Annotated in this window: 17 protein-coding genes; 4 read left to right on the forward strand and 13 right to left on the reverse strand. The window is 45.8% G+C overall.

The window, feature by feature from the left end; genetic code table 11:
- Window positions 1-81 precede the first annotated feature (81 nt).
- From prfC to H735_RS00800, 4 genes are all read right to left on the reverse strand, one after another.
- Complete coding sequence (prfC, locus tag H735_RS00785; RefSeq protein WP_005439503.1) at window positions 82-1,671, reverse strand: peptide chain release factor 3; 1,590 nt, start codon at window positions 1,669-1,671, stop codon at window positions 82-84.
- A gap of 118 nt (window positions 1,672-1,789) precedes the next feature.
- Window positions 1,790-2,857, reverse strand: a complete 1,068-nt coding sequence (locus H735_RS00790) for a GGDEF domain-containing protein (protein WP_020193894.1) — start codon at window positions 2,855-2,857, stop codon at window positions 1,790-1,792.
- A 231-nt stretch (window positions 2,858-3,088) separates the two neighbouring features.
- Window positions 3,089-3,547 carry a ribosomal protein S18-alanine N-acetyltransferase gene (rimI, locus tag H735_RS00795; RefSeq protein ID WP_020193893.1) on the reverse strand — a complete coding sequence of 153 codons (459 nt, stop codon included), beginning with the start codon at window positions 3,545-3,547 and terminating at the stop codon, window positions 3,089-3,091.
- 12 nt (window positions 3,548-3,559) lie between these two features.
- Complete coding sequence (locus tag H735_RS00800) at window positions 3,560-3,958, reverse strand: DNA polymerase III subunit psi (RefSeq protein WP_005431900.1); 399 nt, start codon at window positions 3,956-3,958, stop codon at window positions 3,560-3,562.
- Between the two features lie 63 nt (window positions 3,959-4,021).
- On the opposite strand from H735_RS00800, the gene H735_RS00805 reads away from it, so the two are divergent.
- The gene (locus tag H735_RS00805) at window positions 4,022-4,474 is read left to right on the forward strand and encodes a hypothetical protein (protein ID WP_005439486.1); all 453 of its coding nucleotides are present in this window, start codon (window positions 4,022-4,024) and stop codon (window positions 4,472-4,474) included.
- Between the two features lie 83 nt (window positions 4,475-4,557).
- On the opposite strand, the gene H735_RS00810 is transcribed toward H735_RS00805, so the two are convergent.
- Window positions 4,558-5,061, reverse strand: coding sequence for a GNAT family N-acetyltransferase (locus H735_RS00810; RefSeq protein ID WP_009707522.1), 504 nt, complete (start codon window positions 5,059-5,061; stop codon window positions 4,558-4,560).
- A complete protein-coding gene (gene ubiT / locus H735_RS00815; protein WP_005431915.1) occupies window positions 5,045-5,572 on the reverse strand; it encodes a ubiquinone anaerobic biosynthesis accessory factor UbiT in 528 nt (175 codons plus the stop codon). The genes H735_RS00810 and ubiT overlap by 17 nt, the downstream gene beginning before the upstream one ends.
- Window positions 5,573-5,837: 265 nt before the next feature.
- On the opposite strand from ubiT, the gene H735_RS00820 reads away from it, so the two are divergent.
- The 3 genes from H735_RS00820 to H735_RS00830 all read left to right on the forward strand — a co-directional run bounded on the left by H735_RS00820 (window position 5,838) and on the right by H735_RS00830 (window position 9,939).
- Entirely contained in the window at window positions 5,838-7,877 is a 2,040-nt protein-coding gene (locus H735_RS00820; RefSeq protein ID WP_005439475.1) for a sensor domain-containing protein, read from the forward strand.
- 149 nt (window positions 7,878-8,026) lie between these two features.
- Complete coding sequence (gene ubiU, locus H735_RS00825) at window positions 8,027-9,040, forward strand: ubiquinone anaerobic biosynthesis protein UbiU (protein ID WP_005431919.1); 1,014 nt, start codon at window positions 8,027-8,029, stop codon at window positions 9,038-9,040.
- Window positions 9,041-9,060: 20 nt separating this feature from the next.
- Window positions 9,061-9,939 (forward strand): U32 family peptidase, encoded by an 879-nt coding sequence (locus H735_RS00830; protein WP_027726521.1) that lies wholly within the window; start codon window positions 9,061-9,063, stop codon window positions 9,937-9,939.
- A gap of 70 nt (window positions 9,940-10,009) precedes the next feature.
- On the opposite strand, the gene vmrA is transcribed toward H735_RS00830, so the two are convergent.
- The 7 genes from vmrA to rbfA all read right to left on the reverse strand — a co-directional run bounded on the left by vmrA (window position 10,010) and on the right by rbfA (window position 17,250).
- On the reverse strand, window positions 10,010-11,356 hold the full coding sequence (gene vmrA / locus H735_RS00835) for a sodium-coupled multidrug efflux MATE transporter VmrA (RefSeq protein ID WP_020193891.1): 1,347 nt from the start codon (window positions 11,354-11,356) through the stop codon (window positions 10,010-10,012).
- A 57-nt stretch (window positions 11,357-11,413) separates the two neighbouring features.
- Window positions 11,414-11,827 (reverse strand): MarR family winged helix-turn-helix transcriptional regulator, encoded by a 414-nt coding sequence (locus tag H735_RS00840; RefSeq protein ID WP_020193890.1) that lies wholly within the window; start codon window positions 11,825-11,827, stop codon window positions 11,414-11,416.
- A 97-nt stretch (window positions 11,828-11,924) separates the two neighbouring features.
- Complete coding sequence (gene nlpI, locus H735_RS00845) at window positions 11,925-12,848, reverse strand: lipoprotein NlpI (RefSeq protein ID WP_005439469.1); 924 nt, start codon at window positions 12,846-12,848, stop codon at window positions 11,925-11,927.
- Between the two features lie 183 nt (window positions 12,849-13,031).
- Window positions 13,032-15,164, reverse strand: a complete 2,133-nt coding sequence (pnp, locus tag H735_RS00850; protein WP_020193889.1) for a polyribonucleotide nucleotidyltransferase — start codon at window positions 15,162-15,164, stop codon at window positions 13,032-13,034.
- A 314-nt stretch (window positions 15,165-15,478) separates the two neighbouring features.
- Window positions 15,479-15,748: a 30S ribosomal protein S15 gene (rpsO, locus tag H735_RS00855; RefSeq protein ID WP_005380094.1), complete on the reverse strand. Its 270-nt coding sequence runs from the start codon at window positions 15,746-15,748 to the stop codon at window positions 15,479-15,481.
- A 150-nt stretch (window positions 15,749-15,898) separates the two neighbouring features.
- Window positions 15,899-16,843 carry a tRNA pseudouridine(55) synthase TruB gene (gene truB / locus H735_RS00860; RefSeq protein ID WP_020193888.1) on the reverse strand — a complete coding sequence of 315 codons (945 nt, stop codon included), beginning with the start codon at window positions 16,841-16,843 and terminating at the stop codon, window positions 15,899-15,901.
- Window positions 16,843-17,250, reverse strand: a complete 408-nt coding sequence (gene rbfA, locus H735_RS00865) for a 30S ribosome-binding factor RbfA (RefSeq protein WP_005431935.1) — start codon at window positions 17,248-17,250, stop codon at window positions 16,843-16,845. The genes truB and rbfA overlap by 1 nt, the downstream gene beginning before the upstream one ends.
- Between the last annotated feature and the right edge of the window lie 23 nt (window positions 17,251-17,273).

Here is a 17,273-nt window from a genome sequence, read left to right on the forward strand (position 1 = left end):
AATAAAAAACCGCCGTTAGCTAAGTGTATAGCTAACGGCGGCTTATGATCTAGTACGCGATGTAAAGCGAGTTAGATTCGATTAGTGCTCACGAGTCGCACGGAAATCGATATCAGGGAAACGCTCTTGCGCTAGGTTTAGGTTAACCATAGTTGGCGCGATGTACGTTAAGTTATCACCACCATCCAGTGCTAGGTTAGTTTGGTTCTTACGTTGGAACTCATCCAGTTTCTTCGCATCGCCACACTCAACCCAACGTGCTGTTGCTACATTAACGCCTTCGTAAATCGCTTCAACGTTGTATTCTGACTTCAAACGAGCAACAACCACGTCAAACTGAAGCACACCAACCGCACCAACGATCAGATCGTTGTTTTGCAGTGGACGGAATACCTGTACCGCACCTTCTTCAGAAAGCTGAACCAGACCTTTCAGTAGCTGCTTCTGTTTCAATGGATCTTTTAGGCGGATACGACGGAACAGTTCTGGCGCAAAGTTTGGAATACCCGAGAACTTCAGCGCTTCACCTTGAGTGAACGTATCACCAATTTGGATAGTACCGTGGTTGTGTAGACCAATGATGTCACCCGCGTAAGCGTGTTCTGCACGAGAACGGTCACCCGCCATAAAGGTAACCGCATCTGAGATACTTACTTGCTTGCCAAGACGAACGTGGTTCATCTTCATGCCTTGTGTGTAAGTACCCGATACGATACGCATGAATGCGATACGGTCACGGTGTTTTGGATCCATGTTTGCTTGGATCTTAAATACGAAGCCAGAGAACTTGTCTTCTGTCGCTTCAACATCACGCTCAACCGCTTGACGAGTTTTCGGCGCTGGCGCCCACTCAGTCAGACCGTCTAGCATGTGGTCAACACCAAAGTTACCCAATGCAGTACCGAAGTAAACTGGCGTTAGTTCACCAGTAAGGAAAGCGTCATGATCAAATTCAGGGCAAGCGCCCATCACAAGTTCAAGCTCTTCACGAACGCTTGCTGCTAGGCTTTCACCCACTTTCTCATCAAGCTCTGGGTTGTCTAGACCTTTGATGATGCGAACTTCTTGGATCTCATGACCGTGGCCTGATTCGTAAAGAATAGTTTCGTCGCGGTGGATGTGGTAAACACCTTTAAACTCTTTACCACAACCGATAGGCCATGTGATTGGCGCACACATCATGCCCAACTCATTTTCTACTTCGTCCAACACTTCCATTGGATCACGAACGTCACGGTCAAGTTTGTTCATGAAGGTTACGATTGGCGTGTCACGCAGACGCGTTACTTCCATCAGCTTACGAGTACGGTCCTCAACACCTTTCGCCGCATCGATAACCATCAGACAAGAGTCAACTGCCGTTAGAGTACGGTAAGTATCTTCCGAGAAGTCTTCGTGTCCAGGAGTATCAAGTAGGTTTACCAGACAATTGTTGTAAGGGAACTGCATTACAGAAGTAGTAACCGAGATACCACGTTCCTTTTCCATTTCCATCCAGTCTGATTTTGCGTGCTGTGCGTTACCACGACCTTTAACCGTACCTGCTTTTTGGATCGCGTTTCCGAATAACAGTACTTTTTCAGTAATGGTGGTTTTACCCGCATCCGGGTGAGAAATAATAGCGAACGTTCTGCGCTTAGAAACTTCGCCTAGAAAAGGTGTATTTGACATGAAACTGGTCTTCTTTGATGTCTGATGTCTTGTTCGAAATTCAAACAAGCTTTATTCGATTCAATATTGCGCGGTATTCTCGCTTATTATTGCTTTAGGGGCAACTTTCCTAGCATGTTTAAAGGAAGTGACCTTGCTGAACTTCATCTTGCCAATCCAACACTTCTGGCTCAACAGTAGCCGTTGACGCCACCACAACTTGGTCACGCCCGTTTTGCTTTGCATCGTACAAAGCAATATCCGCACGTTTCAACCACAGATCGGGCGTGTCGCCTTCCAATAAACACTCCGCCACACCTACGCTTAACGAGACATGTGCATGGCGCGCAAAGTGCTTTGAACGAACCTTATCGCTGATGCTGCTCATCATAAAGTGCGCCGTTTGCTCAGAAAGTCCTTCAAACAGGAGTAGAAATTCATCCCCGCCTAAGCGAAATACTAAATCGTACTCGCGCGAATAGTCATTAAGAATGGTTACGGTTTGGTTGATCACCTCGTCGCCAACATCATGCCCGTACAAATCATTGACCTGCTTAAAGTGATCGATGTCGATCACGGCGATCGTCGACGCTTTCCCTAGTCGTTTGTCATCCAATGCTCGATGTAAAAACGCTTCTAGTTGCCCACGATTCAGCGCTCCGGTCATGGAGTCCCGTGTGGACAGGAACGTCAATTTATCTTGCAGCTCTAGGATTTTATGTACGGCGACATGCGCGACGATCGCGCAGCAAATCACAGCAAGAACAAAACGCAAAGTCACGTTCCATTCAAGTTGGTGCCAAGCAGAAATCGTACAACCAACAATGATCCAACCATTAGTGACCAAGGCATCTTTAGTCGGAATAATAAATACCAGCGCCACAATCACAGGGAACACCCAATACGTCGCAATGATGCCAAAGATGTGCACACTCAGAACCACCGACAACCAGAGCAAAAACAATGGAATGCGATAGCCTATCTTGCTTTCTCCCAGAATAAAGAGCGCCGCCAGTTCAATAATGAAGCTGAGTTGGAAGGTAAGCAGAACAACACCAAGGAAAGTCTCCCCGATGATTAGATTCTTGATACCAAGTGGCACAAACGTTGCCAAGGTGACCAACATTAAAACTTTAAGAACGGTTCCCCTGCTTTGCTCATCGAACAATTGAGCGACAGGAGTGTCGAATTTTTGCGGATACGGCATCGTAAATCCTTCCTCCTGTTCAGATCTTGTTTCATATAATTTATAAACTTATAACTTGTATGGTAATAAAGCGAACAAAAATAAGCTCAACAAATATGTCAAAAGAATGAATTCGGAAGAGAGAAAGCCATGTTTTCAGATGGGAGTAAACAAAAAGCCCCGGAAATTCCGAGGCTTGTTGATCTGGCTTAGCGTCCTGAGAGCGATGCAATTTGTTGGTTACAAAGCGCTTTATTCGTTAAAGAACAGATAGCTCATAATAATGGCGTCTTCCTTACCATTACCGGTTTTCGCTGGGTAATAGTTGTAACGACGATCCACTTCATTGAAACCCGCTTGTTCATAAATATGGATAGCGGGGTGATTACTTTCACGCACTTCCAACCAAGCACTCTCAGCTTTGGCTTGTTCACAATGCTCGATGAATGCATCCAGTAATTTTTGCCCTAACCCTTTGCCCTGTTGAGAAGGCGATATAGCAATATTCAATAGCGTTACTTCCCCGACAATATTCTGTCCATAGAAGTAACCAACTACTTGAGCATCTTCAAGCATCACATGATGACAAGCGCCGCGACTGGATAAGTCACGAACTAAAGATTCTGCCCAAGGGTGAGAATGCGCTTGTTGTTCGATTTGCCAAACTTGGTCGAGGTGCTCAGCACGCATCGGCGTAATTTCAATTGTCACGCGGTCGCTCCGTTAAGAGTACGAACAAATTTGTTGCCACAATGCGCGGCGTTGTTCGTTATTGCCATCAATATCTTGTAATAGCGGTGAAGTCAGTTGCTTGGCATTGATGCTAGCGTCTGCTTCACAACCTGCGAACCACACCCACTCTAGTTGATGTTCACCCAACATGGATAAACGCTCAGGCTCTAGGTGCAGTGCGTCGTCGAGCGTGAGCTTAATGCTTTTTAATACGCGCTCAAACATCAAAGCTGTCTCGTTTTCTGGACACATTGGCGATACCAATAGGAGTTTACAAGAACTTTGCAAATCCAATAATGGCGATTGATAGCCTTCCAGCCTTTCTGGGTGACTCAGCTCCCAAGTGCTGATCCCCATTTCATGTAAATATTGTTTCTCGTTAATTGACATCTTTTGTCACCTATTTGAACGAGGCAATCCTATCAAAATTTCGCATTTAAAGTCAGAGGTGTTATGAAGCTTTTCCAATCACTCGCTATTACGTTACTTATCGCCACCACCAGCTTTACCGCTTTCGCTAAGGATAGCAACGATGGCTGGGAGCTAATCGCCGAGAAAACCGTAAACTTCCAAACCGAGACCGACACGGTAGAACCAAACGGCCTGTTCAAAAACCGTAAGTTCAGCAAAATCAAAATCAAATGTACTCAAGGCACCATGAGCATTAAGAACATGAAAGTAACCATGACGGATGGTAGCGAGAAAAAGCTCAAAACCATGGTTGGAACACTAACGAATGGTATGTCGACACGCGCTTGGACACTACCAGGTTCTGAAGATGCGAAGTTCAAACGTCTAGAGATGGAATACAAAAGCTGGGGCAACATGACATTGAATGCAGCTGGTATGAGTAAAAAGGCAAAAATCGAAGTTTGGGGTAAAAAACGCGTCCAAGAACAGGATTAAACCACTTTTGCTCTGTACGACTCACTAAGAGCTCAAAAACAAAGCCCGCTTTTACAGCGGGCTTTGTCATTCAATATTGGCGATTATAGCTCAGAAAATTCTGGAGAATAATCGATGCGACCAGAGCGTCCGTCACACTGACCTTCGACCAATTCTGCTACGCGGAACGCACCTTGCGGCACTTCCCATGCACAGTCGAAGCCCATATCTTCAGCAGCGGTAAAGCCTTGGCGCGCGTAGTAATCTGGCTCACCTAATACCACACACACTGGGTAACCAAAGTCACGAAGCGAATCAAAACCTTCTTTGATTAGCTCAGCAGCAATACCTTGGCGGCGGTAGTCTTCATGCACAGCCAAAGGCGCAAGACCTTGCCAAGATAAATCTTCACCATTCAACGTCACAGGGCTAAACAGCGCATGACCAACCACTTCACCTTCATCAGTACAGGCTACCAAAGACAAAGTGAGCTTGCCGTTTTCACGCAAACGCATCACTAGGTTGGCTTCCGCATCTGTTGGGAAAGCGTGTTTTAATAAGCGGTCAATGGTGAGAATGTCCGCAGGGGCTTCAGTTCGAATAAGCATTCGCTACTCCGGTTTCTTGTGCAGGCGCTTGAACCCCTTTCTGAACAAAGTCAGCCAGTTGGTTCAGTGCAACTTGCATCGCTTTTGGTAACTGCTCTAAGTCGACACTGTCCATCAGGTTTTTCACTTCTAAGCCAAGCTCAGTATCGCCTTCAATAGAAAGACGACGTTGGAAGAACAGTGTATCAGGGTCTTCTTTACGACCAGCAATAAGTACTAGGTCGTTAAGGTTACCACTAAAACTCACATCTTCCTGAACCGGTTTCTCTGCTACCACTAATTTTTCATCTTGGTAGCTGATGTACCATGCTAAGTTCAAGTCTTTAATCGCAACTTTCAGCCACTTGTCTTCAAGGAACTCAAAATCACCATCTTCTAGGGCTTCTTTGAACACCATTTTTAAACCTTCTAGCAAGGCTTTTTTCTGAACAGTTTGTGGCAATAACTGGACTGGAGATCGCAAAATTGATGCTGCGTTCTTTACTAGTTGACTGCGAATCTTGTTTAACACGCTAATTATCCGTTACTTTGTCATAAGGTTGTCTATCTTACGCAATAGAGTAATACCTGTACCTGTTATGTATCAATAAATCTGTTTGTTTTAGAAGTAGGCGGTTTACTCACTCAAACGTCGTTTTTTTGACCTTACGTGTATTATTGACGCTAAGTCGTGGATAAACGCTTTAATAACGGTATGTTCAAAGTTATAGTTATCAAAATAGCGTTTTTATTACACGGACGAATAATCAGGCTCATTGGAGATCGGTAACACCTTAATGCCTTCCCAGCAATTACAACATTGGTTTGCAACGCTTACCTCAAATAGCCCATTCTTTTTTGCCATTCTTGATAAGAAACACAATTATCGAATGGTGAGTGATCGCTATTGTGACATTGCAGGCTTAGGACACGACGAGATCGTTGGTCTGAACGACAGCCAAGTACTGGGAGAGCAGTTCTATAAGAAGCTCGCGCCCTACTACCAACGCGCGTTCAAAGGTGATCATGTTGAAGCGGAAATTACACTCGACGAAACCGATCTTGAAACCAGCCTTCATTTCAGCCTTTCTCCCGTTCATGAAGAAAACGAAATTCGCTTTGTGGTCTTTCATGCCATCGACACGTCTGAAAAACAGATTCTGGTTCGCTCGTTAGAAGAGTCCGAAAGCAAGTTCGCTAAGCTAACTCAGCTGCTGCCCGACGGTTTGCTGTTGGTGGAAGATGACATCATCATTTCTGCCAATCCAGCCTCCGCACGTTTACTCGGGTTAAACTCGCCTCATGAGCTACTCGGAGAAGAACTGACTCGCTTGTTTATCGATGAAAACAGCAAAAAAGTCTTCACTCATCGCATCAGCACATTACTTTCTGAAAAACCTTTTGTGTGTCTGACCAGCGCTCGTTGTGGCTTCGAACGTAAAGTTCAATTGCATGCCGATACCACAGCAATTCTCGGCAGTGAATCTCAAATCATTTTGATCCAAGACGCCGACGATGCGCCCAAGCTGCTTTCTTCTAATTCCAATGAAGATGCGCACATTGATTCACTGACCAAGCTGTATAACCGCTTTGGCTTTACGAAACGATTAGAGCAACTCATCAAGAGCCAGACACCGTTGCTGGTTTTCTACCTCGACATCGATAACTTTAAGAATATCAATGACTCACTTGGCCATCACATCGGTGACAAAGTGATTCAAGAAGTTTCCGCTCGTCTAAAACGTTCTTTGCCAAATCAAGCAATTATTGGCCATTTAGGCGGCGACGAATTTGGCATCATTCTGCCTGAGCCAGAAAACACTCGCATGGCAGAGATTTTATCTGAGCGCATTATTTCTCTGATCAACCAACCTTTCGATCTGCATCATTTCAGTAAGCGCCTAGCGTGTTCTATTGGTAGTGTTCGTTACCCAGAAGACGGGCAAGACGCGCGCATTCTGCTGCAAAACGCTGATACCGCGATGTACGAAGCAAAAGACCGTGGTCGTAACCGTCTGATTAAATTTAACGATCAGATGAACAAAGAAGCACGTATGCGTTTGTGGTTAGAGATCGAGCTACAAAAAGCGCTGCAGCAAAACGGCTTGGAAGTATGGTACCAACCAAAAGTTAACGCCCGCGACTTCAGCATTAACGGAGCCGAGGCGCTAGTACGTTGGAAGCATCCGGTCGAAGGTTACATCAGCCCGGGGGCATTTATCCCCGTCGCCGAACGTGCAGGTTTGATTGAACACCTTGGCCGCGTGGTCATGCGCGATGTGTTTAACACAGTAAAGCGCTGGAAACTGCAAGGCATTCTACCGGGACGCGTGGCGATCAACCTCTCTCCAGAGCAGTTTGGTAACCCACAGCTGATCGACTACATGGAGAAGCTACTGCGCACCACCGAACTTGACCCAAGCTGCATTACCTTCGAGCTAACAGAAAGTGCGGTAATGAGCGACAGCGAACACACGCTGCAAATGCTTAATGCGATCAAGAAGCTTGGTTTTGCCCTGTCTATCGATGACTTCGGTACAGGTTACTCTTCCCTTTCCTACTTAGCACGGTTCCCTATCGATGAACTAAAAATCGACCGCGCGTTTATCAACGACATCGATACGCTCCCAAAACAGGTGACGGTGATTGAGAACATCATCAACCTTGGTAAATCATTGGATTTGACCGTGGTCGCCGAAGGTGTGGAAACCCACCAACAAGCAACACTACTCTCGAACCTGCAATGTAACTCGATTCAGGGCTTCCATTTCTACCGCCCTCAACCTAAACACGAGGTTGAAGAGTTGTTTGCGCAAAACCGCCGTCATAAGAACTGATCTCAACTGCAACAAAATCTGAGTGTTACCCCTTACTCTCAAGGGGTAAATCTCAACTTTATTGAGCTAAACCTAACTTAGGTCAATTTCGCTATTCATAATTCTTCATAAAATGCGGGCACCTTTTTATTCTCTATGATTGTGAGCATATGGAACTCTTGTGTCCTGCGGGTAACTTGCCTGCGCTAAAAACCGCGATTGATTGCGGTGCAGACGCCGTATACATCGGCTTTAAAGACGATACCAACGCTCGTCACTTTGCTGGTCTGAACTTCAACGGCAAGAAGCTTGAAAAAGCGGTGCAATACGTTCATGACCGCAACAAAAAGATCCACGTTGCATTAAACACGTTTGCCCACCCAAATGGTTTCGAGCGTTGGACAAATGCGGTCGACAATGCCGCAGCCTTGGGTGTGGACGCGCTTATCGTGGCTGACATTGCGGTACTTGAGTACGCTGCTCGCAAATACCCAGAACTCGAACTGCACCTTTCTGTGCAAGCATCAGCGACCAACGTTGCAGCGGTAGATTTCTACAAGCAAAACTTCAACGTAAAACGCGTTGTACTGCCTCGCGTATTGTCTATCCATCAGGTAAAACAGCTTTCTCGCAACATCACTAGCGATGTAGAGCTGGAAGTCTTTGCTTTTGGTAGCCTGTGCATCATGTCAGAAGGTCGTTGCTACCTGTCTTCGTACATGACTGGCGAATCACCAAACACCGTTGGCGCGTGTTCTCCGGCGAAATACGTTCGCTGGCAAGAAACAGAAAATGGTCTGGAATCTCGTCTTAACGATATCCTGATCGATCGCTACAGCGCGGGAGAAAACGCGGGTTACCCAACCTTATGTAAAGGTCGTTTCGAAGCTGAAATTGAAGGCGAGAAAAAACGCTACCATGCACTGGAAGAACCAACCAGTTTGAACACCCTCTCTATGTTGCCTGAGCTGTTTGCCGCAAATGTGGCTTCCGTAAAAATTGAAGGTCGCCAACGTAGCCCTGCTTACGTAGAACAAGTAACGCGCACGTGGCGTGCTGCGATTGATCGCTACCAAGCAAACCCAGAAGCTTACCAAGTCGAAGCAGCTTGGGATGCAGCGTTGGCAAACGTATCTGAAGGTACGCAAACCACACTTGGTGCTTACCACCGTAAATGGCAGTAGAGGTTAAGATGGATAACTCAATGAAATACGCACTTGGTCCGTTGTTGTACTTCTGGCCAAAGCAAGATGTTGAAGCGTTTTATGAACAAGCGAAATCAAGCTCTGCGGACATCATCTACCTAGGTGAAACCGTGTGTTCAAAACGTCGTGAAATGAAACCTGCACATTGGTTTGATATTGCGAAAGAACTGTCTGCATCTGGCAAACAAGTCGTGCTATCAACGATGGCACTATTAGAAGCGCCAAGTGAAGTGAACATCATGAAAAAGTACATCGATAACGGTGACTTCGCGATTGAAGCTAACGACGTGTCCGCGGTTCAACTGGCTTCTGAGCATAAAGTGCCATTCGTCGTTGGTCCTGCAGTTAATACTTACAACGCGCACAGCCTTAACTTGTTCCTAAAACAAGGCATGGTCCGCTGGTGTATGCCTGTAGAGCTGTCTCGTGAATGGCTCAGCAATACCTTGGTTCAATGTGATGAACTCGGTATTCGCAATAAGTTTGAAGTGGAAGTTTTCAGCCACGGTTATCTGCCGCTGGCTTACTCGGCGCGCTGCTTTACCGCTCGTGCAGAAAACAAAGCCAAAGACGACTGCGAAACTTGCTGTATTAAGTACCCAACGGGTATTCAAGTAAGCAGCCAAGAAGGCCAAGAAGTGTTTAACTTAAACGGCATCCAAACTCAGTCTGGTTACTGCTACAACCTGATCAACGATCTACCAAGTATGGAAGGTCTGGTTGATGTGGTTCGTTTAAGCCCGCTAGGCCTTAGTACCTTCTCTGAGCTAGACCAATTCCGTTCAAACGAGAAAGGCACCAACCCAGGCAAGATCCAAGACCGCCAATGTAACGGTTACTGGCACCAACTTGCAGGTCTAGAAGTGAAGAACATCTAATCCCTGCTTACGGTTTCAAAGTAATAAAAAAGCGAGGTACTAACCTCGCTTTTTTTACATCTTTTCGTCGTTAAGACGCTTGAATACTTGGCTCTGCTGAACTCTCGTTCATTAGCTTCTTAACATCACGCCACAACATTGTCATCACCACTAAACTCAAGGCGATGTTAGACAGTGGGAATGCAATCCAAATACCCGTTACGCCTAGAAGTTTCGGCATGATGAACAAGAACGGCAATTGAATTGCCATATTACCAATGGTCACAAACATCGCTTTGCTGCCTTTGTTCACCGATTGGTAGTACGCCGCAGCAACCACTAAGAAACCATCCAAGAACAATGCAAACATATGGAGGCGAATCCCCACTACCGTCGCATCAATCAGGTTTTGATCGGCATTGTTGAACACCGAGACAAACTCGTACGGGAAAATGTTCATCAAAATAACAAACGCGACGCCACCGAGTACTGACGTGCCCATTGCGACCTTCAACAGCTTACGAATATTGTCTTGATTACGTGCACCATGGTTATAGCTCACTAAAGGCTGCATACCATTAGCGATGCCTTCCGCGATCAAATAGTAGACCGTCACGATATAACCCAAGATAGCGTAAGCACCAATCAACAACGCACTACCGTACTGGGCAAACAGCGCGTTGTGCAGAGCGACCATCATTGAGCCATAGGCATACATAAAGAAGCTTGATGTGCCGATCATGACGATTTTAGGGATCACATCAAATTGCATCTTAAGGTCGCTGATAGTCAAACGCATCTTCGCTCTTGAAGTAAAGAAGTAACCAACACCAAGAATGGTGACCACCATCTGTGCTAACGCAGTCGCAATCGCTGCACCTTCAAGCTCCCAACCAAGCCAAGCAATAAACAGGTAATCAAGCACGATATTGATCACGGCACCAATCACCATCAAGATGGTGGCTAAGTTCGGGCTATCGTCGTTACGCAGCAAAAACGGCACGGCGATTGAACCAAGCGAGAACACACACGCCACGCTTAAGATGTGCAGGTACTGCAAACCAAGCTCGTATACTCGTCCTTCTGCTCCTTGCCAACGAATAAAATCATCAGCGAAGAAGAACAAGGTTGTCGCTACGACAGGCATCAAAGCAACCAAAAGCAAAAGACCGGTTGAGAGAATGCGTTTAGCACCTTCACTGTCTTTTTCACCTTGTTTGATAGAGGCGAGTGCGCCCGTACCTACGCCCACCATCATACCGATACCAAGTATCGAACCAATGATCGGCCACGCGACGTTGATCCCGGCTAATCCATCAGCCCCCACATAACGACCAATAAAGATACCATCCACGACTTGGTATAAGCCGTTGACCAACATGGCTGCGACGGTCGGAATTGTGTATTTCCAAAACTGTTTGTATATAGAGTTTTGCATAACTACCACCAATAGTTAGCAAAGCTAACTAAATAGATAAAAGAATAAAATGTATGTTTAGTTTCCGAGCGCTTTATCCAGTAGCGCTTTCAGTTGCTGTGCTTCTTGCTTATCAAGTTTACGCACGAGTTGTTCAGAAATATCCTTGTATACCACCTGTTCAAGGGACATCTCTGCTATCACTTCTTCCGTTAGCAAAACGCGCTTTGAACGCGCATCTTCGTTACAAGCGATGCGTCTAACCAACCCCTTTTTCTCCAAACGAACCACCATATTTGAAGCCGAAGGTTTGGTGACTTGCAGCTCTTCAGCTAAGTCCGTAATACGCACACCTTCTGGATGAAGCTGAATCACTCGTAAGTAATCGAACTCATTAAAGCTCAAATGTGAAAGCGGATCTTCCTTGGAATAAACACGCCACGCTTTGGCACAAAATCGTTCTAACTCAATCAGGCTTTTTTCTAGTGCCATTGTGTTTTGCTCATTTAGTTAGCAAGGCTAACTATTTTAGAGAAGCTCACCAAATTCTTCAAGCACAAAAAAGCCGCTCTAGTTGAGCGGCTCATGGTTATTTTTCTTCTTGTTGCTGTTGCTCGGCTTTGAGCTTAGCAAGTTGTTCTTGCTGCAACTGATCGTAGATTTGCGCCAGTTCCAAGAAAGAGTAACGGTGTTCTACGTATTCATAAACGTTGAAAGAGATTGCTAGCTTATACAACGAAATCGCATCAGCAATATCACCCTCTAGTTGGTAACGCTTACCAAGGTAGAAGTAAGTTTCTGTTAAACGTTCAGCAAGACGGTAGTTTTCACGCGTACCATCCATGATGGCTTTAAGCGCAGCATCATCAGACACGTCACGCAGCATGATCGCAACTAAAACCCAGCCCCACTCTTCGCTTCGATCGCGTTGGTAACGTTTCTCCAAGTTCGCTTTTGCTTGCTCTGGGTTTTGTTCAGCTTCAATGATGTAAAGCCACAGTGCGCGGAATGGGTCACTCGGCATTTCTTCATAATGCTTAGTCATGTCTTCCAGAGCAAGGTCGATGCGACCGCCGTAATACAGGGCAATCGCACGGTTACGCTCTGCGTATGAATTCTGTGGTGCGAGCTCAAGTGTTGAATCAAATGCTTCGTAAGCGGCATCAAATTCACCCACTTGGGTAAAGTAAACACCTAATAGGTTGAAGATATCTGGTTGAGCAGGGTTCAGTTGTAGAGACTGATTAAAGTCCAAACGAGCCAAATCACGCAGGCCCACACTGTCGTAGTAGTTACCACGCTCGTAGTGCATCTTAGCGCGAACTTCATCGCTCAAGTCTGGACGCTGTAAAAGCTGGGAAAGACGTGCAATCTGAACTTCTTGCTGAACGCTTGGCTGTAGCGGTACCGCCATCGGAGGATAGATCCACTTTTGTGCCGAATGTTGAGAGGTATTAGCACAACCGGTCAGCGCGATAGCGACACATAAACTTGCGGTTTGAAACCATTTCACTAATTAGTACTCCTGTTTGGACCGCTCTGGGTCTGTTTCTCTTTATGCACTATAGGATATATAACTTCGCTTGAGGCTAAACTTGTCGAAACAGGCCAAAAAAAAGGGGAGCGAAAATGCTCCCCTTTTATAGCATGCTTTCAGTCTCTTAAGCTAATAAAAGACCAAAAGTCGAAACTTAGATTACTCGCCTTTTGCTTCAGAAGCGTCGTTTGCTTCTTCTGCTGGCTTCTCTACTGCTTCTTTCATACTTAGACGTACACGGCCTTGGCGGTCGATTTCAAGAACTTTAACTTGAACTTCTTGACCTTCAGTTAGGTAGTCAGACACTTTCTCAACGCGTTTTTCAGCGATTTGAGAGATGTGTACTAGACCATCTTTACCTGGAAGAACCGTTACGAATGCACCAAAGTCAGCTAGACGTGCAACCTTACCAGTGTAGATACGACCTACTTCAACTTCAGCAGTGATCTCTTCGATGCGGCGGATAGCTTCTTTCGCTGCTGCACCTTCAGTTGCTGCAATCTTGATAGTACCGTCGTCTTCGATTTCGATAGTTGTACCAGTCTCTTCAGTTAGAGCACGGATAACTGCACCACCTTTACCGATAACGTCTTTGATCTTCTCTGCGCTGATCTTCATTGTGTGAATGCGAGGAGCGAATTCAGAGATGTCTTCACGAGCACCAGAGATAGCTTCATCCATTACAGATAGGATGTGCTTACGTGCACCTTGAGCTTGGTTAAGCGCAATTTGCATGATCTCTTTAGTGATACCTTCGATCTTGATGTCCATTTGAAGTGCTGTGATACCAGTGTTAGTACCCGCTACTTTAAAGTCCATGTCACCTAGGTGGTCTTCGTCACCAAGGATGTCAGAAAGAACAACGAAGTCGTCGCCTTCTTTAACAAGACCCATTGCGATACCCGCAACAGAAGACTTGATTGGCACACCTGCATCCATAAGAGCAAGAGAAGTACCACATACAGAAGCCATTGAAGAAGAACCGTTAGATTCAGTGATTTCCGATACAACACGTACTGTGTATGGGAATTCATCAACAGAAGGCATTACTGCTGCGATACCGCGTTTAGCCAGTTTACCGTGACCGATTTCACGACGCTTAGGAGAACCTACAAAACCAGTTTCACCAACACAGTATGGAGGGAAGTTGTAGTGTAGTAGGAAGTGATCTTTACGCTCACCTGTTAGCTCGTCGATGATTTGAGCATCACGCTGCGTACCTAGAGTCGCAGTTACTAGAGCCTGAGTTTCACCACGTGTAAATAGTGATGAACCGTGTGTACGAGGAAGAACACCAGTACGTACGTCTAGCGCACGAACCATGTCTTTTTCACGGCCGTCGATACGTGGGTTACCAGCGATGATGCTGCGACGTACAACTGTCTTCTCTAGCTCGTGGAAGATAGTGTGGATTTCTTTTGTGTTCGCTTCTGGATCTTCAGCAAGTAGCACTTCGTTTACTTCACCAGCAATCTCGTGGATGCGGTCGTAACGAGCCATCTTCTCAGTGATTTGGTAAGCTTCAACAAGCTTAGCTTCAGCCAGTTCAGCGATCTTGTTTACAAGCGCTGTGTTCTCTTCTGGAGCAACCCAATCCCAAGCAGGAGTCGCTACTTCAGCAGCAAACTCGTTGATTGCGTTGATCACTGTTTGTTGTTGGTCGTGGCCGTAAACAACCGCTGATAGCATTTCTTCTTCAGTTAGGTTGTCAGCTTCTGACTCAACCATTAGTACTGCAGATTCAGTACCCGCAACAACTAGGTCTAGCTTAGAAGCTTCTAGCTCTGTGTTGCTTGGGTTAAGTACTAGTTGACCGTCGATGTGACCAACACGTGCAGCACCGATAGGACCGTTGAACGGAATACCAGAGATAGCTAGCGCCGCAGAAGTACCGATCATAGTTACGATATCAGGTTGAACATCTGGGTTAACAGATACTACCGTTGCGATAACTTGTACTTCGTTTTTGAATGCATCTGGGAAAAGTGGACGGATTGGACGGTCAATTAGACGAGCCGTTAGCGTTTCACCTTCAGATGGACGACCTTCACGCTTGAAGAAACCACCAGGGATTTTACCTGCAGCGTAAGTACGCTCTTGGTAGTTAACTGTTAGCGGGAAGAAGTCTTGACCTTCAACTGCTTCTTTTTTACCAACTACAGAAACGAATACTGCTGTATCGTCCATAGTTACCATAACGGCTGCCGTAGCTTGACGTGCGATAACGCCAGTTTCTAGAGTAACTGTGTGGTTACCGTACTGGAACGTTTTAACAACTGGTTTTTCGAACATTGTTATTCCTTGTTTCTAAGCGCATCGATGGACTTGCTCAGAGAGTATTGATTGATACTCAAGACATTACGAATCGCGACTAGTGAAAACAAACTGACATGATGTGCAATTCGCTTTTAATAGTCGCGACCTTTTGGTCGACGTGGTTGACTGTAATGCAATGAGTCTTTGTGAAAATCTCAAAACGAGATTTAGCCGCGTGTAGTATAACGGCATAAGTTTGATTTGGCTAAGCTATAGCAGTGAAAATAAGTAACGGGCAACAAAAAAGGGGCATAAAGCCCCTTTTAGACAAACTGCTATGCAGTCGCTGATTAGCGACGTAGGCCTAGACGCTTGATTAGGTCTTGGTAGCGAGCTAGATTTTTACCTTTTAGGTAATCTAGAAGCTTACGACGACGAGAAACCATACGTAGAAGACCACGACGGCTGTGGTGATCGCCTTTGTGTGCTTTGAAGTGACCTTGTAGGTGGTTGATAGAAGCTGTAAGTAGAGCTACTTGAACTTCTGGTGAACCTGTGTCGCCTTCGCCTTGTGCGTATTCTGCAACGATTGCTGCTTTAGTTTCTGCATTCAGAGACATAATTCTCTCCTAATAAGAGTAAGTTTAAAGTTGTAGCAGCCAATCTCTGATTCAGCCGCTACGCGAAGCGCGAATTATAGGGAAGTTTCCTCACCCGCGCAATATAAAAATACCGGCATGACAGCCGGTATTTTCTAGAGCTTGATGAAGTTACTCTTCGTCGCGGAAAACCACCAAACGTTTTGGTGCCACTTTTCCATCATCGTTTACTTCAGCAACGCCAATAAACAGCTTATCTTCACCAGAAGTCATGCGAATTGGCGTCCCTTCTGGCGCGCCAAACACTTGTACTGGCATACCATGCTGTACCAAGTTGGTTAGCTCTGCATTTAGGTTTACCTCAGGTAAATCTTCAACGGCAGTGTCCATTGGCAACAGCAGTGGATCAAGCAACTCTTTTGGTGCTACTTCATCACGATGCGCTTGCTCTAGCAACTCATTAAGTTGCTCTAGCGTTACCATTTTTTCGTACGGATATTTTGCAACACCAGTACGACGAAGCATGGTCACGTGTGCACCACAACCAAGCATTTCACCTAGGTCATCAACGATAGTACGGATGTAGGTACCTTTCGAGCAGTGTACTTCCATCTCAACTTCGTCACCTTCAAAACGGTGAAGCACGATTTCGTATACGGTGATCTTGCGAGATTCACGTGGCACTTCAATGCCTTTACGAGCGTACTCGTACAATGGCTTACCTTGGTATTTCAATGCAGAGAACATTGAAGGTACTTGGTCTGATTCACCACGGAACGTGTCGATGCACGCTTCTAACTTCTCAAGGTTCACGTCAACTGGACGCGTCTCTACCACTTCGCCATCAGAGTCAGACGTATCAGTACGCTCACCCAACTTTGCGATTACGCGGTAGCGCTTGTCTGAATCCAACAAGAACTGAGAGAACTTGGTCGCTTCGCCTAAGCAGATTGGCAACATGCCCGTCGCTAGTGGGTCCAATGCACCCGTATGACCCGCTTTTTCAGCAAAGAAAATACGTTTTACTTTTTGCAGTGCATCATTTGAAGAAATACCTGTTGGTTTATCCAACAAGATAACGCCATTAATTGGACGACCTTTACGACGACGAGCCATTACTCTTCCCCTGCCTGATCTTCTTCGCGACCTGAATCTTGCTGTTTACGTTTATCTTCGTTAACAACTTCAGAAACTAGGTTCGACATACGCATACCTTCTACTAGTGTGTTGTCGTAGTAGAAACGAATTTCAGGCGTTAGACGTAGGCGAATACGCTTACCAAGCATCATACGGATGTGCACTTCGTGCTCACGTAGTGCTGCTAGGCATGATTCTGGCGTTTGCTCACCCACACATAGGAAAGTAACGAATACTTTTGCGTAAGCAAGATCGCGTGATACTTCTACATCAGAAATCGTAACCATGCCTAGGCGAGAGTCACGAACTTCACGTTGAAGGATCATCGCAAGTTCTTTTTGCAGCTGCTGTGATACGCGCTGCGTGCGGCTAAATTCTTTTGACATATTCATTCTCTTAAATAGAAAGA

Origin of the sequence: Vibrio owensii CAIM 1854 = LMG 25443 (assembly GCF_000817815.1) — a bacterium.
Lineage (GTDB): Bacteria > Pseudomonadota > Gammaproteobacteria > Enterobacterales > Vibrionaceae > Vibrio > Vibrio owensii.

Bases quoted from the DNA above. Each gene is read 5' to 3' on its own strand.
- prfC (WP_005439503.1), bottom strand. From the start codon at position 1,671: ATGTCAAATACACCTTTTCTAGGCGAAGTTTCTAAGCGCAGAACGTTC.
- H735_RS00790 (WP_020193894.1), bottom strand. From the start codon at position 2,857: ATGCCGTATCCGCAAAAATTCGACACTCCTGTCGCTCAATTGTTCGAT.
- H735_RS00800 (WP_005431900.1), bottom strand. From the start codon at position 3,958: ATGTCAATTAACGAGAAACAATATTTACATGAAATGGGGATCAGCACT.
- H735_RS00805 (WP_005439486.1), top strand. From the start codon at position 4,022: ATGAAGCTTTTCCAATCACTCGCTATTACGTTACTTATCGCCACCACC.
- H735_RS00810 (WP_009707522.1), bottom strand. From the start codon at position 5,061: ATGCTTATTCGAACTGAAGCCCCTGCGGACATTCTCACCATTGACCGC.
- H735_RS00820 (WP_005439475.1), top strand. From the start codon at position 5,838: ATGCCTTCCCAGCAATTACAACATTGGTTTGCAACGCTTACCTCAAAT.
- ubiU (WP_005431919.1), top strand. From the start codon at position 8,027: ATGGAACTCTTGTGTCCTGCGGGTAACTTGCCTGCGCTAAAAACCGCG.
- H735_RS00830 (WP_027726521.1), top strand. From the start codon at position 9,061: ATGAAATACGCACTTGGTCCGTTGTTGTACTTCTGGCCAAAGCAAGAT.
- vmrA (WP_020193891.1), bottom strand. From the start codon at position 11,356: ATGCAAAACTCTATATACAAACAGTTTTGGAAATACACAATTCCGACC.
- H735_RS00840 (WP_020193890.1), bottom strand. From the start codon at position 11,827: ATGGCACTAGAAAAAAGCCTGATTGAGTTAGAACGATTTTGTGCCAAA.
- pnp (WP_020193889.1), bottom strand. From the start codon at position 15,164: ATGTTCGAAAAACCAGTTGTTAAAACGTTCCAGTACGGTAACCACACA.
- rpsO (WP_005380094.1), bottom strand. From the start codon at position 15,748: ATGTCTCTGAATGCAGAAACTAAAGCAGCAATCGTTGCAGAATACGCA.
- truB (WP_020193888.1), bottom strand. From the start codon at position 16,843: ATGGCTCGTCGTCGTAAAGGTCGTCCAATTAATGGCGTTATCTTGTTG.
- rbfA (WP_005431935.1), bottom strand. From the start codon at position 17,250: ATGTCAAAAGAATTTAGCCGCACGCAGCGCGTATCACAGCAGCTGCAA.